We start from the raw sequence: 22,511 nt of genomic DNA on the forward strand, positions 1-22,511 counted from the left end.
CGGGCGATCAGATTATTTGAGCGCGTAGCCTACCATCTTGACCCCCCATTCCACGAAGGTGGGCGTGCTCAAGGGCGCGCGCCACCGCAATGGCGCGCTCTTCGCCCAGGGCCGTGCGCAATGCCATGATGCCTTCGACAGGAATGGTGAGATTCAGCATGAGGCCCATGTTAGGCGGCTCCGTCAGAGAGGTACATGGCTGCATCCTGAATGTCAGACCACATTCCCGCAATTGTGGGATGTACGCTAGTACTTCCCCTCGCGGAAACGGCTGATTACATCGAGCTTAAGGGGGATGGCGTGAGGGAAATCCCCTGATGCTAAAATCGTCTGCTTCGCAACCCACTCAACTGGCCCCTATATTCCCTGTAGCCGGGTCAGCTTCAAAGAGCCTTCCGAATGAGCAATCCGACCGCCCCTAAACTTGCCTTGGCGGATGCCATCCGCGCCCTCGCGATGGATGCCGTGCAACAAGCGAACTCCGGGCATCCGGGTGCACCCATGGGCATGGCGGAAATCGCCCAAGCCTTGTGGACGGGCAACCTGCGCCACAACCCCAAAGATCCCGCCTGGGCCAACCGCGACCGCTTCGTGCTGTCCAACGGCCACGGCTCGATGCTGATCTACGCCCTGCTGCACCTGACGGGCTACGATCTGCCGATCGAAGAACTGAAGAACTTCCGCCAGCTGCATTCCAAGACGCCGGGCCACCCCGAAGTGGGCATCACCCCGGGCGTGGAAACGACCACCGGCCCGCTGGGCCAGGGCCTGGGCAATGCCGTGGGCATGGCGCTGGCTGAAGCGCTGCTGGCTGCTGAATTCAACAAGCCCGGCCACACCATCGTCGACCACCACACCTACGCCTTCACGGGCGACGGCTGCCTGATGGAAGGCATCTCGCACGAAGTGTGCTCGCTGGCCGGCACGCTGAAGCTGTCCAAGCTGGTCGTGCTGTACGACGACAACGGCATCTCGATTGACGGCCACGTTGAACACTGGTTCGCCGACGACACCGCCAAGCGTTTCGAAGGCTACGGCTGGAACGTGATCCGTGGCGTGGACGGCCATGACGTCGCCGCCGTGGACGCCGCCATCAAGGCCGCGCGTTCGCAATCGGAAAAGCCCACGCTGGTGATCTGCCGCACCGTGATCGGCAAGGGTTCGCCCAACATGGCCGGCACGCACAACGTGCACGGCGCGCCGCTGGGCAAGGACGAAATCGCCGCCACGCGCGCTGCGCTGGGCTGGTCGTCGGAACCGTTCCAGATTCCGCAAGCCGTGTACGACGGCTGGGATGGCCGCAAGCAGGGCGCCGCCGCCCAAGCCGAATGGCAATCGGCGTTTGACGCCTACGCCGCCGAATTCCCCGCCGAAGCCGCTGAATTCACGCGCCGCATGAAGGGTGAATTGCCCGAAGGCTACAACGAACAGTTCAAGGCATTCCTGAACGCCACGCTGGAAAAGGCCGAAACCGTGGCCACCCGCAAGGCCTCGCAATTCGCCATCGGCGCGCTGGCCCCGGTGCTGCCGGAGATGCTGGGCGGCTCCGCTGACCTGACCGGTTCCAACTTCACCGACTGGAAGGGCGTTGCCGCCGTTCGCGCCGGTGACAAGGGCATCCAGTTCGGCCGCCACATCAACTACGGCGTGCGCGAATTCGGCATGGCCGCCATCATGAACGGCGTGGCCCTGCACGGCGGTTACCTGCCCTTTGGCGGCACGTTCCTGACGTTCTCCGACTACTCGCGCAACGCCATCCGCATGGCCGCGCTGATGAAGCAGCGCGTGGTGCACGTGTTCACGCACGATTCGATCGGCCTGGGCGAAGACGGCCCGACCCACCAATCCATCGAACACGCCGCCAGCCTGCGCTTGATTCCCAACCTGTCGCTCTGGCGTCCTTGCGATACGGCTGAAACCGCCGTTGCCTGGAATGCCGCCGTGACGCGCCCGACCAGCATCGGCATGGACGTCCATGACGGCGGCCCGACGGCGCTGTTGCTGTCGCGCCAGAACCTGCCGTTCGTGCCGCGCGATGCCGCCACCGTTGACGCCATTGCGCGCGGCGGCTACGTGCTGCGTGATGCCGAAGGCGCCCGCGCCGTCATCATCGCCACCGGTTCCGAAGTGGCCATCGCGCTGGACGCGCAGGCGCAACTGGCCAAGGAAGGCGTTGCGGTACGCGTGGTCTCCATGCCCAGCACCGACGTGTTCGACCGCCAGGACGCCGCCTGGAAACAATCCGTGCTGCCCAAGGGCCTGCCGCGCGTGGCGGTTGAAGCCGGCGTTACCGCCTTCTGGCACAAGTACGTGGGCCTTGAAGGCGCCGTGGTCGGCATCGACCGCTACGGTGAGTCCGCTCCGGCCGGCGCACTGTTCAAGTTCTTCGGGCTGACCGCCGACAAGGTGGCCGAGACCGTCAAACAGGTTTTGTAAAAAAGGAGCTTAGTATGACTATTCGCGTCGCCATCAACGGTTACGGTCGCATCGGCCGCAACATCCTGCGTGCCCACTACGAAGGTGGCAAGAAGCACGATATCGAAATCGTCGCCATCAACGACTTGGGCGACCCCAAGACCAACGCGCACCTGACGCGTTACGACACCGCCCACGGCAAGTTCCCGGGCACCGTCGAAGTCGACGGCGACTTCATGGTCGTCAACGGCGACAAGATCCGCGTGCTGGCCAACCGCAACCCGGCTGAACTGCCCTGGGGCGAGCTGAAGGTTGACGTGGTCCTGGAGTGCACGGGCTTCTTCACGACGAAGGAAAAGGCCGGCGCGCACATCAAGGGCGGCGCCAAGAAAGTCATCATCTCGGCCCCGGGCGGCAAGGATGTGGACGCCACCATCGTCTTCGGCGTCAACCACGGCGTGCTGAAGTCGACGGACACCGTCATCTCGAACGCTTCGTGCACCACCAACTGCCTGGCCCCGCTGGTCAAGCCGCTGAACGACAAGCTGGGTCTGGAAAACGGCCTGATGACGACCGTTCACGCCTACACCAACGACCAGGTCCTGACCGACGTCTACCACGAAGACCTGCGCCGCGCGCGTTCGGCCACGATGAGCATGATCCCCACGAAGACCGGCGCCGCCGCCGCCGTGGGCCTGGTGCTGCCGGAACTGAACGGCAAGCTGGACGGCTACGCCATCCGCGTTCCGACCATCAACGTGTCGCTGGTTGACCTGTCGTTCGTGGCCAGCCGCGACACGACCGCCGAAGAAGTGAACAGCATCCTGAAGGCTGCGTCGGAAGGCGAGCTCAAGGGCATCCTGGACTACAACACCGAGCCCCTGGTTTCGGTGGACTACAACCACAACCCGGCCTCCAGCACCGTTGACGCGTCGCTGACCAAGGTTTCGGGCCGTCTGGTCAAGGTCTCGTCCTGGTACGACAACGAGTGGGGCTTCTCGAACCGCATGCTCGACACCACCGTCGCGCTGATGTCGGCCAAGTAAGCAACACGGTCAGTCCAGAGGGGACGGATTTATTTTCCGCCATTGCGGAAAATGGGTTCGTCCCCTTTGTTCGCCCATCGTAGGAATTCAAATATGTCCAAGGTCAATACTCTGTCCGCGCTGGCCAAGGCCGGCGCCCTGTCCGGCAAGCGCGTGTTCATTCGTGCCGACTTGAACGTGCCGTTCGATGATGCCGGCCGCATTTCCGAAGACACCCGCATCCGTGCGTCGGTGCCTGGCATTCGCCTGGCGCTGGACGCTGGCGCCGCCGTGATGGTCACGTCTCACTTGGGCCGCCCGAAAGAAGGCGTGCTGACCGAAGCCGACTCGCTCGCCAAGGTGGGCCAGCGCCTGTCCGAACTGCTGGGCATGCCGGTGCAGCTGGTGCGTGACTGGGTCGATGGCGTCCAGGTGGATCACGGCCAGGTCGTGCTGCTGGAAAACTGCCGCGTGAACGTTGGCGAAAAGAAAGACGACGAAGCGCTGGCCAAGAAGATGGCCGCGTTGTGCGACGTCTACGTCAACGACGCGTTCGGCACCGCCCACCGCGCCGAAGCCACGACGCACGGCATCGCGCGCTTTGCGCCCGTGGCCTGCGCCGGCCCCTTGCTGGAAGCCGAGCTCGACGCGCTGGGCCGTGCGCTGCACGAACCCAAGCGCCCGCTGGTCGCCATCGTGGGCGGCTCCAAGGTGTCGACCAAGCTGTCCATCCTGCAATCGCTGGCCGACAAGGTTGACCAGCTGGTGGTGGGCGGCGGCATCGCCAACACCTTCCTGCTGGCCGCGGGCCTGCCCATTGGCAAGTCGCTGGCGGAACCCGACCAGGTGGATCAGGCGCGCGCCGTGATCGAACTGATGAAGCAGCGCGGCGCGGCCGTGCCGATTCCGGTTGATGTGGTGTGCGCCAAGTCGTTCGGCGCGGATGCCGAAGCCACTGTGAAAGCCGCCACCGATGTGGCCGACGACGACATGATCCTGGACATCGGCCCCAAGACCGCGGCGCAGTTGGCCGAGATCCTGAAGAAGGCCGGCACCATCGTCTGGAACGGCCCGGTGGGCGTGTTTGAATTCGACCAGTTCGCCAACGGCACCGAAGTGGTGGCGCGCGCCATCGCCGAATCGGACGGCTTTTCGATTGCGGGCGGCGGTGACACGCTGGCCGCCATCGCCAAGTACGGCATCAGCGAGCAAGTCGGCTACATCTCGACGGGCGGCGGCGCATTCCTGGAATTCCTGGAAGGCAAGACCCTGCCGGCCGTGGCCGTGCTGGAAGCCCGCGCGGCGAAGTAAACGGCGGGGCGGGCACGTTCGCAACGTGTCCGCGCGCCATGCAAAAACGCCCCTTTCGGGGCGTTTTTTTTGTCCACGGTTGCAGGTTGCTGGTTGCTCGTTGCCGGTTGCCGATTGCAGGTTGCAGGTTGCCGGTCACCAGCCATCCGTGCTGGTGCCGGTCCCGGCGCCAGCACCGGTTGCCCATGGCTATTCCATCTTCGCGCCCGAAATCTTTACGATCTCTGCATACCGCGCAATTTCAGACTGAATAAACGCGCTGAACTGCTCCGGCGTTTGTCCGGCCGGCACCAGCGCGCCCATGCTTTCCATGCGCTGTTTCACTTCCGGCGTGGCCGTGACCGCGTTCACTTCCTTGTTCAAGCGCTGCACCACATCAGCCGGCGTGCCAGCGGGGGCGACGATGCCGTACCAGGCCGATGCATACATCTTCGGCACGCCGGCTTCGTCAAACGTGGGCACGTCCGGCAGCGCCGGCAAACGCTGGTGCGACGCCACCGCCAGCGCGCGCAACGCGCCGGCTTGAACCTGGGCCAACGAGCCCGTGTCCAGCATCATGTCGACTTGTCCGGCCAGCAGGTCCGACACCGCGGGGCCGCTGCCCTTGTAGGGAATGTGCAGCACGTCGGCGCCCGTCAGATGTTTGAACATGGCGCCCGCCAGATGCTGCGACGAGCCCACGCCGCCCGAGCCGTAATTCAGCTTGCCCGGTTCCGCCTTGGCGGCGGCCACCAGGTCCGCCACCGACTTGAAGGGTGACTGCTTGGGCACTTCCAGAATGTTCGGGATCTCGGCCACGAAAGCGACGGGCGCGAAGTCCTTGGACGCATCAAATCCCAGGCGCGAATACAGATGCGGGTTCGCGGCGTTGGTGGAGCTGGTGGCCATCAGCAGCGTGTAGCCGTCCGCCTTTTCGCGGACGAACGACGCCGTGCCGATATTGCCGCCTGCGCCCGCCTTGTTGTCCACGATTACCGTCTGGCCCAGGCGCTCCGTCAAGCGTTGCGCCAGCAGGCGCGCCAGCGAATCGGTTGCGCCGCCCGGGGGCCATGGCACGACGAGCTTGATGGGGCGTTCGGGGTAGTTTTGGGCGTAGGCGGCGGGGGCGATGCCAGCGGCAGCCGCGGCAAGCCCGGCGACAGCGAGCGCGCGGCTGGCGCGCCGCAGGAAGGCGTAGGACATGGAGTCTCCTGATGTGCCGGCCGTTGTGTCCGCATCGGGTGGGCGAGGCGGCGGGCCGTGTCGGTGTGCAATGACGCGGCGTGTCGCCGCTTTTCTTATGCGTGGGACTCTACGCAATCCACCCCTCATACAAAAGGGATAAATAATCAACAAACTTTATTCCATAAGGGAATGGAGCACGGGAGTGGAACACGGGAATGAAGTACGGGAATGAAGTACGGGAATGAAATACGGAAATGAAATACGGAAATGAAATACGGGAAGGGATGGCAGTGATGGATTGCAGGGCCGAATTGCAGGAATGGATGGCAGGGATGGCATGCGGCCATCGTTTGATCTAAAACGGTTTGGAGCGCCTGCCCTTGGTGTAGGCTGGCGAACCCCACGCGCCTTGCGTCATCTCAATCATCAGGTCGTTTGCAGCACCATGAATCTACGTTTCTTTCCCGGCCTGAAGAACTTCCGTGGCATCACGCGGGACTCGGCGCGGCGCGACGTCATGGCCGGCTTGAGCGTGGCGGCCGTGGCCTTGCCGGTAGGGCTGGCGTATGCCGCAATGATGGGCGTGCCGCCGGTTGCCGGCTTGTGGGCGGCCATTGCGGGCATGCTGGGTTACGCGTTGTTCGGCTCATCGCGCACGCTGATTGTGGGGCCGGACACCGCTACCTGCACGCTGATCGCCGCCACCTTGACGGGCATGGCGCTGACGTCGCCCGAAGACCGCCTGGTTGCCGCCACGGGCATTGCGCTGACCGTGGGCGTGGGCTGCTTGATCGCGCGCGTGTTGCGGCTGGGCGTCCTGGCCAACCTGCTGTCGCGCCCCGTGCTGATCGGGTACATGGCGGGCGTGGCTATCACGCTGGCGATGTCGCAACTGAGCGGGCTGACGGGTGTGGGCTTGCGCAATAGCGGGCTGGTGCACCCGTTTCTGGAGTTGTCGCGCCGCATTCAAGAAATTCAGATTCCAACGCTTTGTCTGGGCCTGGCGTCGTGCCTGCTGCTGATCGCCGTCAAGCGCTGGCGTCCGGCATGGCCGGGGCCGATTCTGCTGGTGGTGGGCGGCTGCCTGCTGTCGTGGCTATTCAACTTTCCCGAGCTGGGCATTGCAGTGGTGGGCGAAGTGCCTGCCGGCTTGCCCGGCATCAGCCTGCCCGTTCGGCTTGAAGGCGTGGACAGCATCTTGCTGGGCGCGGCGGGCGTGCTGGTAGTCAGCTTTTCCAGCGGCATCGTCACCGCGCGCAGCTTTGCCGCGCGCACGGGCGAGCACGTCGACCCCAACCGCGAGCTCGTGGGCTTCGGCGCGGCCAACGTCGCGGCCGGCCTGTTCCAGGGTTTCGTCGTGACGGGCGCCGATTCGCGCACGGCGGTAGGGCTGGTGGCGGGCGGGTCGTCGCCCTTGGTCAGCATCAGCGCGGCGATGGCGCTGGCGATCGTGGTGGGTCTGTTGAGTGAGCCGTTGTACTGGCTGCCGCAAGCCGTGCTGTCGGCCATCTTGCTGCTGGCCGCGGTCAGCTTGTTCGACGCCAAGGCCTTCATGCGGCTGGCGCGAATTTCCCGTATCGAACTGGCGTTCGGCATCTTGGCGGCGGTAGGCGTGGTGGGATTCGGCGTGCTGCAAGGCGTGGCCGTGTCGGTGGGCGCGACCTTGCTGTACGCGATGTACGTGTCGGGCAACCCGCGTGACGCGCTGCTGGGCCGGCTGCCCGGCGAATCCGTGCTGGGCAAGCTGCACTTGAATCCCGACGCGCATCCGGTGCCGGGCGCCGTGATCTGGCTGTTTGAATCGTCGGTGTGGTTCTTCAACGCCGACACGTTCCGCCGCCGCGCGCGCGAAGTCATGGATCAAGCCGGCGATGTGCAATGGTTCGTGCTGGACGCCGAGGCCATGACGCAGGCCGATGCCGACGCGGTGGAGGCCTTGTATGAACTGAAGCGCGAACTCGACGACCGCCACATCACCTTGCTGGTGGCGGGCGGCCACGGCCAGTTCCGCCTGGCGCTGGAACGCTCGGGGCTGGTCAAGAAGATCGGCCGCGACAAGATCTTCGGCAGCCCTGAGCAAGCGGTGGAAGCGATCGAGCGCTGGCGTCAGCCGGCGCCAGAGACGTTGGCCTGACCGTGGCTTGATGTTGGCTTGACTGTGGCTTGGCGTTGGCTTGAGGTTGGAGCCGAGGGTGGGCCGAGATCGGCCCAATGTCGGCCCGATGTCGGCCAGAGCGGTGACGCGCCCCTAATCGATGATGTGATAGCCGCCGTCAATATACAGCGTCTGCCCCGTCATCAAACGCGCCGCGTCGGTGGCGAGCCACGCGGTGGCTTCGCCCACGTCATCAATCGACACCAGGCTGCGCGCCGGCGCCTTGGACTGGGCGCGGTCCAGCAAGGCGTCGAACTCCGCAATGCCCGAGGCGGCGCGCGTTTTCAGCGGCCCCGGTGATATCGCATGCACGCGGATGCCTTGCGGGCCGAGTTCGGCGGCCAGATAGCGCGTGGCGGATTCCAGCGCGGCTTTGATCGGGCCCATCATGTTGTAGTGCTCCACCACCATCTGCGAGCCGTAATAGCTCATGCAGAAGAGGGCGCCGCCCCGGGTCATCAGCGGTTCGGCAAGTTTGGCCATGCGGATGAACGACCAGCACGACACGTCCATCGCTTGCAGAAAGCCTTCGCGCGAACAGTCGGTGACGCGGCCGTGCAGGTCGGCGCGCGGCGCGAATGCGATGGAGTGCAGCACGAAGTCCAGCTGCCCCCATTCGGCGGTGACGCGGTCGAACACGGCTTCCAGTTCGCCCGCGTTCAACAGGTTCAGCGGCATCAGCAATGACGCATCCACCTGGCGCGCAAGCGGCTCCACATGCGGCAGCGCCTTATCGTTCAGATAGGTCACGGCCAGCTCCGCGCCCATCGCACGAAACGCTTTGGCGCAGCCCCAGGCGATGGAATCCGCGTTGGCGATGCCGGTGACCAGTCCGCGTTTGCCGGCCAATGGCAGCGCCGGATTGAGGGAGGGCGCGTTCATCGTTGACGCACCAGCGCCAGCGTGTGCTGCGCGATGATCAGTTCTTCGTTCGTGCGAACCACGTACACGCCGATGCGGCTGTCGTCGGTAGAGATGCGCGGCCCGTGATGGGCGTTGCGTTCGGGGTCCAGCTTGATGCCCAGCCAGCCCCAATGGTCGGCGATCATCTGGCGGATATCGGCCGAATTTTCGCCCACGCCGGCGGTGAAGACGATGCCGTCGATACCATTCATGGCGCAGCCCAGGCCGATCATGCCTTCGGCGACGCGCCACGCGAAATACTTCAGCGCCAATTGCGCGGCGGGCGCATCGCTGGCCAGCAGTTCGCGCATGTCGTTGCTGATGCCCGACAGGCCTTTCATGCCGCAGTCGTGATAGAGCAGGTGCTCGATCTGGTCGTGGTCCATGCCGCGTTCCATCATCCACAGCACCACGCCCGGGTCCAGCCGGCCGGGGCGCGTGCCCATGGGCAGGCCTTCCAGCGCGGTGAAGCCCATCGTGCTGTCCACGCTCTTGCCTTCGAACATGGCGCAGGCCGACACGCCCGAGCCCAGGTGCGCGGCAATGATCTTGCCCATCGCCAAGTCAGGCAAGGCCTGACGCAAGCGCTGCGCGATGTACTCGTAAGACAGGCCATGAAACCCGTAGCGGCGCACGCCTTCCTGATACAGCGATTCCGGCAGCGCGTAGCGGTCGGCCACATCGGAATGGCTGCGGTGAAAGGCGGTGTCGAAACACGCCACCTGCGGAATCCACGGGCGGCGTTCGCGGATGACGCGAATGGGCGCCAGATTGTTGGGCTGATGCAGCGGCGCAAGCGGGGTGAAGGTGTCGAGCTTGGCCAGGACGGCGTCGTCGATCAGAACGGGTTCAGACAGATCCGGGCCACCATGCACCACGCGGTGGCCCACCGCCAGCGGCGCGCCGCCCAGGTGGCCGCTTAACCACGTGCCGACCACTTCCTGGCCGTTAGGCACGTCGGCGGCGTGGGCGGGCGCGATGTCACGTTCGACCAGCGTCTGGCCCCCGGCGTCACGCACGCGCAAGCGCGGATGCAAGGTGCCGATGCCTTCCAGCTGCCCGCCCAGGCGCGGCGCGAGTGCTTGCTTGTCGTCGATGTCGTACAGGTAGAACTTGATGCTGGAACTGCCGGCGTTGATGACGAGAATGGTGTCGCTCATGGCTCTGGAATCCGGTAGCAATGGGGCGGAGATCAACCCCGCGTTTCAGACCAACGTGTCAGGCCAGCGTGTCAGCAAGACGTGCCAGCTCAACGTGTCAGCCGACGTGCCAGCCCAACGTGTCAGGCCAACGGCCGGGCCGCTTGCTGGCTCAGGTGATGCGCGTAGATCGCCGCCACCGCGCACGAGGCCAGGCGCGAACGCGGGCTATCGGCCCGGCTGGTCAGGATGATAGGCACGCGCGCGCCCAGCACGATGCCGGCGGCTTCGGCGTTGGCCAGGAACGTCAGGTTCTTGGCCAGCATGTTGCCGGCTTCCAGGTCAGGCACGACCAGCACTTGCGCCACGCCCGCCACCGGCGAGCGGATGCCCTTGATGCGCGCGGCGTCCGGGCTGATGGCGTTGTCCAGCGCCAGCGGGCCGTCCAGCAAGCCGCCCGTGATCTGGCCACGGTCAGCCATCTTGCACAGCGCGGCGGCTTCGATGGTGCTGGGAATGTTGGGCGTGACTTGTTCCACCGCCGACAAAATCGCCACGCGCGGTTCGCCCAGCCCCAGCCCCTGGTGCAGGTCGATCACGTTGCGGATGATGTCGGCCTTGGTTTCCAGGTCGGGGAAGATGTTGATGGCCGCATCGGTGATGAAGAGCGGCTCGGCGTAGGTCGGCACTTCCATGATGAACACATGGCTGATGCGGCGGCCGCTGCGCAGGCCAGTCGTGCGCGCCACCACTTCATGCATGAGCTCGTCGGTGTGCAGGCTGCCCTTCATCAGCAAAGTGGCCTCGCCATTGCGCACCAGCGCCACGGCCGTTTCGGCGGCCGCGTGGCTGTGCGGCACGTCAACAATGCGGGCGTCGCCCAGGTTCAGATTGAACTGCGCGGCCGTGTCGCGGATTTTCTGTTCCGGACCCACCAGAATCGGGTGCAACAAGCCCAGATCGCGTGCTTCCAGCGCCGCGGACAGCGACGGTTCGTCGCAAGGATGGGCGATGGCGCAGTAGGCCGGTTCCAGCGTCTGCGCGCGCGCGATGAGCTTGTCGTAGTGCGTCGAGGTGGGCAAAGTCATGCGGATTTCACCTTGGCGGGTTGACGGGCGGCAGGCTTGGCGGCGCGCTTGGCGGGCGTTGCGGTCTTGGTGGGTGACGACGTGGCCGACGACGTGGCCGACTTAAGCGCTGCCTTGGCCGCCGCCGTCGTGGCGGTCTTGGCGGCGGTCTTGCCTGCTGCCTTCGCCGCCGTCTTAGTGGCTGTCTTAGCCGCCGTCTTAGTCGCTGTCTTAGTCGCTACCTTGGCCGCGCGCTTCGCCGGCGTTTTCGCCTCGAGTTCGGCCGCTGCGGATTTTGCCGCCTCGGGGTGCGGCACTGCCTTTTTGGCGGGCACGCTTGCCGCCGCTTCGACCAGCGTCATGATCGGGGCGGACGGTTCTGGCAGCTTGGTCACATTGCCCTGTTCGCGCTTGAGCGCGCGGCGCTCGGCCGTTTCGAAGATGCGCTCCATCTCCGCCAGGCTTTCGCGTGCGGCGGGGTTCAGCGGTTCGGCGGCTTCCAGCACATGCTTCATGCTGCGCAGCGTGCCGCGGATGGCGGCGGCGGACGAATTTTCAAGCAGTCGCGGCATGGCCTGGATGGCGGCGTCCGAATCCAGTGTCAGGATCAAGGCCTGATCGCGGGTCACGTCCTTGAATTCCTGCAAGGTCATCGCGTTGTCGGACTCGGCGCGCATCTTGCGGATGAGGGCGAAGCTGCGTTCGTCCAGGCCGCCTTCGGCGCCAGACACATACAAGAGCATGCGAATGGCGGCGACGCGCAAGCCGCCTTCCTGCACCAGCGAACGCAGTTCGGCGGTGCGCTCTTCCATGAAGCGGCGGTGTTCGGGCGACACGCCCGGGTGCTTGCGCGGCGGTCCGGACTTCGCGCCCAGGCCGGCCAGGTCCTGCACCAGCGGCGAACCATACACGCTCATGAACGTGCGCTCGTCGGCGGAGTCACGCATTTCCTGCCAGATGTTCAGGCTGGTCTCGACCAGGTTGGAGAACATCTCCTGCGCTATCAGGAAGGGGTTGGACGGCGACACCTCCTGGCGATGCTCGCGCACCTGCTCGGCCACTTTGGCGATCGGCGCAATCATCGGGTTGCGGTCGGAAATCAGCTCGTAGGGCAGGCGCAGCGGATGCAGGCGTTGGCTCCATTCGGCCGATTGCGGCGTGACCATGGCGCGCAGCCACGGCTGCATGAAGCTGCGGTACATGCCCAGGTTGATGTCCGAAATGCGAGCAACCGCGGCAAAGCGGCGGTCGTCTTCTTCGTTGCGGTCAACGATGGCGCGCACGTCGTCCAGCTTGCGCTGTTCGAACGACAGCACATAGTTGCCGAATGCCAGGTCGGCGTTGGGCGTGTCGGGGGTTTTGTCGACGATCTCGGCTTCATAGATGCCGGGCGGCAGCACGTCGATCATGTCGATGTTCGACGTGAATTCCTGGTGTTCTTTGCGGGCCACGCTGCCTGACACGAAGATGCCCAGGTGTCCGATGCTTTCATGCACGGCGTAGACGATGGTTTGGCCGTGCGCCAGCACTTCGGCTTCGTTTTGATAAAGGTCGGGAATCCAGCCCAGCGCCTGCGGCGGGGGCGTGATGTTGTCGCCCTTGGAGCAGAACACCACGATGGGCGATTGGATGTTGCGCAGGTCGATGCGGATGCCGTCCGACGTCACCAGACCGGCCGTGGCCAGGCGGTTGCCGACAAACAGGTTGTCGACGATGTACTGGATTTCCGGGCCGTTCAAAAAGACGTGGCCGCCCCACCATTTTTCAAAGCTCAGGTAGCGGTCGGCCTCGGTGTCCACCTTGGAGTACAGGTTGTACTGTTTGGACCACAGCGTATTGGCCGGATTCAGGTTTTCGAAGTTCTGCACCAGCCAGGCGCCGTCGAATTTGCCGTTGCCCAGATCGCTGGTCATCGCCGTCAGCCAACTGCCGCCCAGCAAGCCGCCGGAATAGCGCATGGGGTTCATGCCGCGCCAGCCTGCCCAGTAGGACAGCGGCGCACCAGCCACGATGATGGGGCCGAACAGTTCCGGGCGTATCGCCGCCGTCATCATGATCTGCCAGCCGGCCTGGCAGTTGGCGACCACAACGGGCTTGCCTTCCGCGTCGGGGTGCAGCGCGATGATCTCTTCCAGGAATCGCGCTTCCGCCATCATCACGTCTTCGACGGTCTGCTCCGGCATGGGCTGGGGCAGGAAGGTCGCGAAGTAGCAGGGGTGGCCGGCGCGCACCGCCACGCCGATTTCGCTTTCCGGCTTGAAGCCGCCAATGCCGGGGCCATGCCCGGCGCGGGGGTCCACGACCAGGAAGGGGCGTTTGATCGGGTCCGTTTCCACGTCGGCGGGCGGCTTGATGCGCAACAGCCCGTAGTTGACGGGGCGCGGCAATTCGCGGCCATCCAGCACCAGCTCAAACTCCATGCTCAGCACGTTGGGCGCGCGCTTGGCCATGTGTTCGTGGTATTGGTTGCCGCGCTGGCGCAGCACATCGGCGTAGAGCACGCCGCGCTGCCAGGCATCCACAGCGTATTCGTAGGCGGCCGTCCAGGGGTTGAAGGACGGGGTGGGGACGCGATCGTTGCCGGAACCGGCCATGGCGATCTCCTGTAAGTTGCTCCCGGCGGCGAAAGGCCGCCGGGCCGATTCCCGAGTGGAACCGGCCGAGTTGACTTCCCCATTACACCGCAACGGATGCTGCGCTGCAACATTAAGCGGGTTGATCCCGGTCAAAAAATGCGCGCTATGTGTCCCTGCTTAATTGAAGTCAGCACTCGGCGTCGGCGTTGCGCCCCGCCGTCGGACCCTGGCTTGCTACGCGTGCGGGGTCAGTCTCGTGCGGCGGCGTTGTGCTCCAGCCATTTCTGGACAGAAGGCCGCTGCCATTGGGCATCGGCGTAGGCGCGCAAGGGGTCGGGCAGGTCATCCAGAGCCAGGCGCTTGAGCATCACCGCCAGGTCCAGGTCGGCAATACACCAGTCGTCGAACAGCGCGGTCTGGCCCACGCCAATCAGGTAGCTGGCCACCTGGATAAGCTTGGCCGACGCCGCGTGCGCGGCGTCGGACAGGGGCTGGCCCGCCTGGCCATAGAACACGGTTTCAGTGGGGCGTTCCTGGCGCAGCGCGCCCAGGTCGCTGCGCAGCCACGCCTGCAATTGGCGGGCGCGGGCGCGTTCGCGGATGCCTTGGGGATACAACGCCGCGTGCTTGGGCGCGGGGAAGACCTCTTCCAGGTATTCCTCGATGACGCTCGACTCGGTCAGGTTGAAGTCGTCATGCGTGAGCGCGGGCACGCGGGCGGTCAGCGCGCGGCATTGATAGGGCTGCATGCGTTGCTCGCCCGCCCCCAGGTCAATGGGGCGCACTTCGAAAGGCAATTGCTTTTCGGTCAGCGCCACATACACCGACATGGCGTAGGGGCTAAGGAACTGGGAATCGACGTATAGCGTAATCGGGGCGCCCAAATCATGTCTCCGGTCAGGCGGGGTGTGCAACAGCGGTACGGAATCGACACGCGGCAAGGGGCCGTGTGGTTTGCAAAGCGTAACGCAATTGCAATGCCGCGTGTCGCGCCGGCGCGTCAGTCAACGATGAAGAGCTTGGCGCCCGTGGCGGTGGACGAGCGATGCGGTTCGGCCTGATCGGCCACCTGGTAGCTCATGCCCGGGGTCAGCACGAATTGGCGGCCGTCTTCCAGTTCCGTGTGCAGCTCGCCTTCCAGACAGAACAGGATGTGGCCTTTGCTGCACCAGTGGTCGGCCAGGTAACCGGCCGTGTATTCGACCATGCGCACGCGCAGGTCGCCAAACTGGCGGGTGCGCCAGTACGCCATGCCGGTGTCGCCAGCGTGTTCGGTGCGTTCGACTTCGGACCAATCGGTGGTGCCGAAGGGGATGTTGCTCATCTTCATCGTGAATCCTGCGGGGTGATCCGGGCGGACAGTCAAAGGGCAGGGCCGACCGGTAAAAATCAGATACTACGCCACTGATGCGACAAGTCACTGACGCTTACGGCTCAAATGCTTCCAAACGCGGCCAGCCGGCTTGGCGAATCACATTGAAAAATCGGTCCGCAACCCCTATCTTCTTGATATTCAAGGCCGGATGCGGCGCCGCCGCGCGCGGCCGAAACCGTTAAGGTGGGCTGGAACATGGAGTTCAAGGACTACTACAGCATTCTCGGGGTGGAGCGCGGGGCGTCGGAAGACGACATCCGCCGCGCATACCGCAAACTCGCCCGTAAATACCATCCGGACGTCAGCAAGGAAAGCGACGCCGAGGTCCGCATGCGCGACGTCAACGAGGCCTATGACGTCTTGCGCGACAAAGAAAAGCGGCTGGCCTATGACAATCTTGCGGCGGGCGTGTCGCCTGATGGCGGTTTCCAGCCGCCGCCGGGCTGGGACGAAGGCTTCGAATTTCACCGCGGTGCAGCGCCCGGCGACGAAGCGCAATTCAGCGAGTTCTTTTCGTCACTGTTTGGCGGCCGCGGCCAGCGTGGCGGCGCGCGCCAGCAGGAATTCCGTGCGCGTGGCGACGACCATCACGCCGCCATCGAGGTCGACCTGGAAGACGCGCTCAAAGGCGCGACCCGCGACATCAGCCTGCGGGCGATGGAAATGGACGACCAGGGCCGCCCCCACATGAAAACGCGCACGCTCAGCGTGCGCATTCCGGCGGGCGTGCGTGAAGGCCAGTACATCCGGCTGTCCGGCCAGGGCATGCCCGGCTACGGCGGTGGAGAAAATGGCGACCTTTATCTGGAAGTGCGCTTCAAACCGCATCCGCAATACCGGGCGGAAGGGCGTGACCTTTACATGACGCTGCCGGTCGCCCCCTGGGAAGCGGCGCTGGGTGCGAAGGTGAACACGCCCACGCCGGGCGGCACCGTTGAAGTGTCGATTCCGGCGGGCTCGGGCAATGGGCGCAAGCTGCGTCTGCGCGGGCGCGGCATACCGGGTGATCCGCCGGGCGATCTGTATCTGGTGCTGGACCTGGTGTTGCCGCCTGCCGATAGCGAGGCGGCCAAGGCGGCCTACCGCAAGCTCCAGCAAGACGTGCCCTTCAACCCACGACGCCACATGGGGGTTTGATTATGAATAAAGTTGTCATCACCAGCGCGACCGTCGTGGGCAAATCACAGCCGCTCAGCGCGGACGATCTGGCCCGCGCGTGCGGCGCGGAAGTGGAATGGGTGGCCCAGCTGGTAGAAGTGGGTATCGTCAACGCCAGCGGCCGGCAGGCGGAGTGGTGCTTCTATAGCGTCGACTTGCAGCGCGCGCTGCATGCCCGCCGGCTTGAACATGATTTCGGCGCCAGCCTGGACGCGGTGGCGCTGATTCTGGACTTGAGCCAGGAAGTGCGCCGCCTGAAGGCGCATCTGCGGGCGCTGGAAGGCACTGACAACTGATCACGTTGCATGGGGCCAGCAATGATCCAGCAATGGGGCACCAATGAGGCAGCAATGATCCAGCAATGATCCAGCAATGATCCAGCAATGAGGCAGCGATGGGACCGGCATTCGGTTGGCCCGGCCCGGTAAACTACGCGCTTGCTTTGCCACAACAAACAAGCGAAACGCATCTTGGAGACGTCTTCCCCTTCCGCGCCGGCCCTGGCGGCCAGCGCGTGCCTGGATGGCCTGAAATCCTGCCTGCCCGTCATGATCGGCTACTTCCCGGTGGCCGTGACGTTCGGCATTGCGGGCATGGCGGCGGGGCTGACCCCGCTGCAAGTCATCCTGATTTCCGTATTCGTCTACGCCGGGGCCAGCCAATTTCTGTTGCTGGCCTCGATCAAAGCCGGCACGCCCTGGCTATGGGTGGTGGCGCTGTGTTCGTTGTTGAATGCGCGCCATCTGCTGTATGGCCCGCTGCTGTCGCGCTTTCTGCCGGCGGCGCTGCGTGACCGCCTGAAGGTCGCGTTTCTGCTTACCGATGAGGTCTTCGCCACAGCGTTCAATCGCCTGCAAACCGTGCCGCCCGCGCGGCGTCAGGGGTGGATGATTGCGCTGGGGCTTGGCGCCTGGCTGACCTGGATCGCCGGCACGGCCGTGGGCGTCTACGCGGGCGACGGGCTGGAACGTCATTTCCCGATGCTCTCGCAAGTGATGCGTTTCGCCTTGCCCGCCTTATTCATGGCGCTGGTGTGCCAGAGCGCCAAGCGCGGCATGGGCTGGCCCGTTATCGCCGCGGTGGCGGGGGCTGGCGCCGTGGCCGCCATGGGGCATACGACGCTGGCGATTCTGGTCGGCGCCATTGTGGGCTGCGCGGCCTACCGTTTGAAGAGGTCAGCATGAACGCCGAAGGCTTGGGGTTTTGGGGCGCGGTGATTGCGATGGCCGTGATTACGTATCTGACGCGCGCGCTGCCTTTCATGCTGTCTGAACGCAGCCGGCTGTTGCGCCATTTGTCGCGCGAGGGCTCGGCGCTGGCCGCGCTGGGACCCAGCCTGCTGGCGGGCATCGCGGCGGCGGTGATCGTGCCTGACTTGATGGATGCAGGCGCGGACGCCGCCCGCATCGCGCCTTATGTGGGCGGCTTGGTCGTCACGGGTGTCGCCGCGCGCCTGGTCGCCAATACAGGTGTCGCCGTGTTGTTAGGCATGGCGGGGTATGGCGTATTGCTGGCGTTGGCGGGGTGAATGCGGCGGGGTGAACCCGGCGGCGTGAATGCGGCGGGCTGAACTCGGCGGCGTGAATGCGGAGTCCTGCACCCAGCGTGCGGCGTATTGAACGTAGCGGGCTGGACGCCGCCCGCTCGCTTTACGCCTTCTTGCCTGCCACGCGCGCCTGTAAATCCGCTTGCCATTGTTCGGGACGGCCCAGATACCTGGCCGGTTCCAGCATTGTGTACACGCCGTTGTGCTCCAACGCCAAGGTGGGAAAGCCCGTGCCGCCGACTTGTGCCAGCAGCTTGCGGCTGGCCGCGATGTGGGCCGCCGTGTCCGCGCCTTCGGCCGTTGCGTAGGCGGCATCGAATGCATCGCCGTCCAGGCCAATGTCGCGAGCCAGCCACTTCAGAACCTTCGGGTCGGCAATGCGTTTGCCTTCCACGTAGTGCGCCACTTGCAAGCGCTTGAGCAGGTCCAGCCCGCGGCCGGCTAGCGTCTGCGCCGCCAGGATGGCGGTGGTGGGCGGTTCGGAATCGAATACGGCGCCCGTGTCGCGCAGCAAACCGTCGAAGTAGTCTTTGCCGAAGGGTTGGCCCGTCAGGCCCGCGATGCGTTCATCGTGCGGCATGACGTAGCGCCGCAAGGCGTCGGAGACGGGTTGGCGGTTGCCGCCGGTCATCATGCCGCCGCCATGGGGCGTGATTTGCAGGCCGGCGACGCGGCGGGCGGCGTCCACGAGCGGCGCGGCGCCATAGCACCAGCCGCAAAGCGGATCAAAAATGTAATGCAAGGTGGGGGTCGAGGTAGCCATGGCGCCATGGTAGACGCGGGCCTTTCCAAAAAACAGCCTGACGCGGTTGCCAGAGTGTTGCATCGGCCGTACGGATTGCCCGCACGGCCGTCTTGCTATCAGCCAGCATTAGCCAGACATCAGCCAGCTACCAGCCGGTCATCAGCCAGCCATCAGCCAGCCATTAACCCGCGATCTGCACGCCGATCCAGAACAGGCCAGCCGCCAGCGCCATCGACGCGGGCAGGGTCAGCACCCAGGCCAGCAGGATGTTGCGCACCGTGTTGCCTTGCAGGCCGGTCTTGTTGGCGATCATCGTGCCTGCCACGCCCGAGGACAGCACGTGGGTGGTGGACACGGGCAGGCTGAACACGTTGGCAAGTCCGATGGCGGCCACCGCCGTCACCTGCGCCGACATGCCTTGCGCGTACGTCATGCCTTGCTTGCCGATCTTCTCGCCCACGGTCAGCACCACGCGGCGCCAGCCCACCATGGTGCCCGCGCCCAGCGCCAGGGCCACCGCCACGATCACCCAGAAGGGGGCGTATTCGGTGGTGGCGGTCAGGTCGGCGCGCAGGCGTTGCAAGTCGGCGCGTTCGCGGGCGGGCAGCCCTTCAATGCGCGACACCTTCTTGGCGGTATCGTCCAGGCACAGCAGATAGCGGCGGACGTCGATGCGCTTTTCTGCCGACAGGTCGGCGTAGTGGCTGACGCCCGCCAGGTCGGTTTGCAGCGCGGCAATCGTCGGCACGGTCAGTTCGGGGTCGCAGCGGAAATTGCGCGGCAGTTCGGTGGTGGCATCCGCACGCTTGAGCGCCAGGAAGTCGCCCAGCATCGCTTCATTGCGCTGATAGAACACGTTCAGATGGTTCGCCGCGTCGCGGGTGCGTTCGATCTGGTAGGTGGTGCTGGTGGTGTCCAGCACGAAGTTGGCGGGCACGATGCCGATCAGCACCAGCATGATCAGGCCAATACCCTTTTGCCCGTCATTGGAGCCGTGCACAAAGCTCACGCCCATGGCGGACAGCACCAGCACCAGGCGGTTCCAGAAGGGCGGGTGCTTCTTGTTGTCGATGGCGCGGCGCTGGTCAGGCGTCTTGTGCATCTTCGACAGCGGCAGCCAGCGCTTAAGCAGCAGCAACAAGCCGCCCGCCACTACAAAGCCGGCGATGGGCGAAGCCACCAGCGACAGGCCGATATCGATCGCCTTGCCCCAGTTGACGCCATCGGCCAGCGGCAGGTCGGTGATCAAGGCGTTGGCCAGGCCCACGCCCAAAATCGAACCGATCAGCGTGTGCGAGCTGGAAGCCGGGATGCCGAAGTACCAGGTGCCCAGGTTCCAGGCGATGGCCGCGGCCAGCATGGCGAACACCATGGCCAGCCCGCGTCCCGTATCCACATTGATCAGCAGTTCTACCGGCAGCAGGTGCACGATGGCGTAGGCCACCCCCACGCCGCCCAGCAGCACGCCCAGAAAGTTGAAAATGCCGGATAGCACAACCGCCAGATGCGGCGGCATGGCCTTGGTGTAAATGACCGTGGCCACGGCGTTTGCCGTGTCGTGAAAGCCATTGATGAATTCGAAGGCCAGGACGAATGTCAGGGCCAGCACAAGACTGAGGCCGACCCAGAGATCTAGGCCATGGAAGAGGTCGAACATGGAGGCGGGGGGCGAGGTTCCGGCGAGAGGAGCCGATTATTGCAGATTTGTGACCTGACCCTGGTTGCGTTGGAAAACCAAAAGGTTGGTCCGTCCCCGTCAGACGCGTCAGAACTTGGAATACTGGAACTCGATTTCCATCGGTTTGCCCAGGTTAGCCGCCGTGTCAGCCTGAATCAGCAGCACGGCCAGCACGCCCAGGTACAGCAGGCACAGCCAAAGGGTTCGTTTCATCGTGGGGCGCCCGTCATGGCCGGAAGGTCTCGGCAATTTTCTGGTTCACGCGCAGCCAGCCCAGCTCGCCCAGGTGCTGCACGTCGCGCAGCATCCCGACTTCAAAGGGCGCGCCGTACATGTCCATGCACGTCATGGCGTAGCGCTGGCACAGCGAGGCCACTTCGCGTTGCACGGGTTCAAAGCGGTTCAGATCCTTGAACACCATGGGGTGCAGCGGCTGCATCACAAACAGCGCGTTCACGTTGTGCTGGCGCAGCAGCGCCATCAGCGCGGTCAGTTCGCGCAGCTCGTCGCGGCCGGTCAGGGGTTGCGGTTGATAGGCGGTCTTGCCGCCTTCGGGAATCGTGCGCAGGTACTTGTTGAAGAAGTCATCGCGCACGGCATAGCGGTTGCCGGCCATGAGGCGCTGTTCGGCGCTTTGGGCTTCTTGGGCCAACGCGTCCCAGTCGACGACGCGCGCAGCCGCCGCCGGGCCTTCCGCTTCCTGCACGGGGGCGGATGCGGCGTACGCGGGCGCCCACAGGTCCAGCAGGCGCTGGCGCAACACGTAGGCCTGTTCGGCCATCATCGACCAAGCCACGCGGGCGTCGCCCTTGTCTTGCAGCCAGCGGGCAAGCTCCGCCCGGCCCTCGGGCTGCTTGAGCAGGCGCGGCAAGAGCGGGTTGGCGTGTTCGTTGAATTCGTCCGCGCTCAGTCCGCCGTCGCCGTCGAACCAGCCGGGCGACAGCATGATCACCACCCGGGACGCGGGCGACAGGTCATCGGCCAGCGCGGCCAGCACAAACTGCATGCCCAGAGACTGGAAGCCCGAATGGCCGTACGCCAGCACGGGCATCTGCAATTCGTCGGCCAGATAGCGATACGGCACGAAACGCAGGTCGGTGCTGGTGAGTTCGGACGACCCCAGAATCACCAGCCGGTCGCCCGTGCGCAGCGCCTGGCTCAGCCGCGACAGATTGCGCGTCTGCTCGTTCAGGGTGTTGCCCAGGTTGGGGATGTAGATGCCGGGTGCGGCGGCGGGGACCGGCTCGGTCTTCAAGGCCAGCGGGTGCCAGGCGACCCAGCCGGCAACGGCGGCGGCGGACAGGGCCAGCGCCGCGGCCAGCGCGTGCTGCCGGAGAGTGCGTTTGAACATGGGATGAAGCGGGCGCGCTGGAAACTCGGATTAGATTGTTAGCGGATGTTATCCACCCCCTATGACCGAAACAAGCGCGGGAAACCCGAAGCGGCGGGGATTCGCATTTTTGCCACAGGGCGCGGGCGCTAGTCCCGCAGGGGGCAGCCCTTCTTCGTGGGAAAGAATGCGATAGCATCGACATCGGGGCGCGCGTTCAGGATTTCCCAGTATTGACCGCGCCGCGCCGTCTTTCCCTATCTACTTACCCTCATCCGCCGCCCATGACCGCCATCCCCCGTATCGCCCGCCGCCATCCCGACGACCTGATCATCGGCCTGGTGTCCGTCTCTGACCGCGCCTCGTCCGGCACCTACCAGGATCAAGGGCTGCCCGCGCTGCGCGAATGGCTGGGCTCGGCGCTCGCGTCGCCGTGGCAGGCGGTGGACCGGCTGATTCCCGATGAACCGGCCCGCATTTCCGAAACGCTGATTGAACTGGTCGACATCTGCGGGTGCGACCTGGTGCTGACGACCGGCGGCACCGGGCCGGCTCGGCGCGACGTCACACCCGAGGCCACGCTGGCGGTCGGCACCAAGGAAATGCCGGGCTTTGGCGAACAGATGCGCCAGATCAGCCTGCGCTTTGTGCCCACGGCGATCTTGTCGCGCCAGGTCGCCGTTATTCGCGAAACGCCGTCGCATGCGGCGTTGATCGTGAACCTTCCCGGCCAGCCGAAGTCCATACGCGAGACCTTGGAAGGGCTGAAGGGTGACGACGGCACGGTGCTCGTGCCCGGCATCTTCGCCGCCATTCCGTATTGCATCGACTTGATCGGCGGCCCTTACGCGGAAACGCATGCGCAGGTCATCGACGCCTTCCGCCCCAAATCGGCCCGCCGCGCGCCCAAGGCCTGATTGACCG

20 protein-coding genes are annotated in these 22,511 nt (G+C 65.0%); 9 read left to right on the forward strand and 11 right to left on the reverse strand.

All coding sequences use genetic code 11. The features are described 5' to 3' along the window. Positions 1–399 precede the first annotated feature (399 nt). The 3 genes from tkt (at position 400) to ACFZAI_RS06100 (ending at position 4,751) form a co-directional block, all read left to right on the forward strand. Positions 400–2,436 carry a transketolase gene (gene tkt, locus ACFZAI_RS06090; RefSeq protein WP_391566056.1) on the forward strand — a complete coding sequence of 679 codons (2,037 nt, stop codon included), beginning with the start codon at positions 400–402 and terminating at the stop codon, positions 2,434–2,436. Positions 2,437–2,450: 14 nt separating this feature from the next. Continuing rightward, positions 2,451–3,461: a type I glyceraldehyde-3-phosphate dehydrogenase gene (gap, locus tag ACFZAI_RS06095; RefSeq protein WP_006221200.1), complete on the forward strand. Its 1,011-nt coding sequence runs from the start codon at positions 2,451–2,453 to the stop codon at positions 3,459–3,461. A gap of 93 nt (positions 3,462–3,554) precedes the next feature. Next, positions 3,555–4,751 (forward strand): phosphoglycerate kinase, encoded by a 1,197-nt coding sequence (locus ACFZAI_RS06100; protein ID WP_391566057.1) that lies wholly within the window; start codon positions 3,555–3,557, stop codon positions 4,749–4,751. Between the two features lie 189 nt (positions 4,752–4,940). Here the strand turns inward: ACFZAI_RS06100 and ACFZAI_RS06105 are convergent, their stop codons facing one another. Next, positions 4,941–5,933, reverse strand: a complete 993-nt coding sequence (locus ACFZAI_RS06105) for a Bug family tripartite tricarboxylate transporter substrate binding protein (protein WP_391566058.1) — start codon at positions 5,931–5,933, stop codon at positions 4,941–4,943. 427 nt (positions 5,934–6,360) lie between these two features. Between ACFZAI_RS06105 and ACFZAI_RS06110 the strand changes: the two genes are divergently transcribed. Next, positions 6,361–8,049, forward strand: coding sequence for a SulP family inorganic anion transporter (locus ACFZAI_RS06110; RefSeq protein ID WP_391566059.1), 1,689 nt, complete (start codon positions 6,361–6,363; stop codon positions 8,047–8,049). A 114-nt stretch (positions 8,050–8,163) separates the two neighbouring features. Here the strand turns inward: ACFZAI_RS06110 and fabI are convergent, their stop codons facing one another. The 6 genes from fabI to ACFZAI_RS06140 form a co-directional block, all read right to left on the reverse strand. Then, the gene (gene fabI, locus ACFZAI_RS06115; protein ID WP_391566060.1) at positions 8,164–8,952 is read right to left on the reverse strand and encodes an enoyl-ACP reductase FabI; all 789 of its coding nucleotides are present in this window, start codon (positions 8,950–8,952) and stop codon (positions 8,164–8,166) included. After that, positions 8,949–10,133 (reverse strand): acetate/propionate family kinase, encoded by a 1,185-nt coding sequence (locus tag ACFZAI_RS06120; RefSeq protein WP_391566061.1) that lies wholly within the window; start codon positions 10,131–10,133, stop codon positions 8,949–8,951. The genes fabI and ACFZAI_RS06120 overlap by 4 nt, the downstream gene beginning before the upstream one ends. A gap of 122 nt (positions 10,134–10,255) precedes the next feature. Then, positions 10,256–11,200 carry a phosphate acetyltransferase gene (locus tag ACFZAI_RS06125; protein ID WP_391566062.1) on the reverse strand — a complete coding sequence of 315 codons (945 nt, stop codon included), beginning with the start codon at positions 11,198–11,200 and terminating at the stop codon, positions 10,256–10,258. Next, positions 11,197–13,773 (reverse strand): DUF3141 domain-containing protein, encoded by a 2,577-nt coding sequence (locus ACFZAI_RS06130; RefSeq protein WP_391566063.1) that lies wholly within the window; start codon positions 13,771–13,773, stop codon positions 11,197–11,199. The genes ACFZAI_RS06125 and ACFZAI_RS06130 overlap by 4 nt, the downstream gene beginning before the upstream one ends. Positions 13,774–14,003: 230 nt before the next feature. Next, positions 14,004–14,639 carry a glutathione transferase gene (gene yfcF / locus ACFZAI_RS06135; protein WP_391566064.1) on the reverse strand — a complete coding sequence of 212 codons (636 nt, stop codon included), beginning with the start codon at positions 14,637–14,639 and terminating at the stop codon, positions 14,004–14,006. Between the two features lie 116 nt (positions 14,640–14,755). Then, complete coding sequence (locus tag ACFZAI_RS06140; protein ID WP_006222750.1) at positions 14,756–15,085, reverse strand: DHCW motif cupin fold protein; 330 nt, start codon at positions 15,083–15,085, stop codon at positions 14,756–14,758. 240 nt (positions 15,086–15,325) lie between these two features. Between ACFZAI_RS06140 and ACFZAI_RS06145 the strand changes: the two genes are divergently transcribed. From ACFZAI_RS06145 to ACFZAI_RS06160, 4 genes are all read left to right on the forward strand, one after another. Then, positions 15,326–16,267, forward strand: coding sequence for a DnaJ C-terminal domain-containing protein (locus tag ACFZAI_RS06145; protein ID WP_391566065.1), 942 nt, complete (start codon positions 15,326–15,328; stop codon positions 16,265–16,267). A gap of 2 nt (positions 16,268–16,269) precedes the next feature. Beyond that, positions 16,270–16,584: a chaperone modulator CbpM gene (locus ACFZAI_RS06150; RefSeq protein ID WP_391566066.1), complete on the forward strand. Its 315-nt coding sequence runs from the start codon at positions 16,270–16,272 to the stop codon at positions 16,582–16,584. Between the two features lie 174 nt (positions 16,585–16,758). After that, on the forward strand, positions 16,759–17,472 hold the full coding sequence (locus tag ACFZAI_RS06155; protein ID WP_391566067.1) for an AzlC family ABC transporter permease: 714 nt from the start codon (positions 16,759–16,761) through the stop codon (positions 17,470–17,472). Next, on the forward strand, positions 17,469–17,816 hold the full coding sequence (locus ACFZAI_RS06160; RefSeq protein ID WP_175171422.1) for an AzlD domain-containing protein: 348 nt from the start codon (positions 17,469–17,471) through the stop codon (positions 17,814–17,816). The genes ACFZAI_RS06155 and ACFZAI_RS06160 overlap by 4 nt, the downstream gene beginning before the upstream one ends. A gap of 121 nt (positions 17,817–17,937) precedes the next feature. On the opposite strand, the gene ACFZAI_RS06165 is transcribed toward ACFZAI_RS06160, so the two are convergent. From ACFZAI_RS06165 to ACFZAI_RS06180, 4 genes are all read right to left on the reverse strand, one after another. Further along, entirely contained in the window at positions 17,938–18,597 is a 660-nt protein-coding gene (locus ACFZAI_RS06165; protein ID WP_391566068.1) for a DsbA family protein, read from the reverse strand. 163 nt (positions 18,598–18,760) lie between these two features. Continuing rightward, entirely contained in the window at positions 18,761–20,236 is a 1,476-nt protein-coding gene (locus ACFZAI_RS06170; protein ID WP_391566069.1) for an inorganic phosphate transporter, read from the reverse strand. Between the two features lie 108 nt (positions 20,237–20,344). After that, the gene (locus ACFZAI_RS06175; protein ID WP_255696068.1) at positions 20,345–20,470 is read right to left on the reverse strand and encodes a hypothetical protein; all 126 of its coding nucleotides are present in this window, start codon (positions 20,468–20,470) and stop codon (positions 20,345–20,347) included. 13 nt (positions 20,471–20,483) lie between these two features. Beyond that, positions 20,484–21,608 (reverse strand): D-alanyl-lipoteichoic acid biosynthesis protein DltD, encoded by a 1,125-nt coding sequence (locus ACFZAI_RS06180; RefSeq protein ID WP_391566070.1) that lies wholly within the window; start codon positions 21,606–21,608, stop codon positions 20,484–20,486. 263 nt (positions 21,609–21,871) lie between these two features. On the opposite strand from ACFZAI_RS06180, the gene mog reads away from it, so the two are divergent. Continuing rightward, positions 21,872–22,504 (forward strand): molybdopterin adenylyltransferase, encoded by a 633-nt coding sequence (gene mog, locus ACFZAI_RS06185; protein WP_391566071.1) that lies wholly within the window; start codon positions 21,872–21,874, stop codon positions 22,502–22,504. The last annotated feature ends 7 nt before the right edge of the window (positions 22,505–22,511 follow it).

Origin of the sequence: Achromobacter sp. NPDC008082, assembly GCF_042957345.1 — a bacterium.
GTDB lineage: Bacteria > Pseudomonadota > Gammaproteobacteria > Burkholderiales > Burkholderiaceae_B > Achromobacter > Achromobacter kerstersii_A.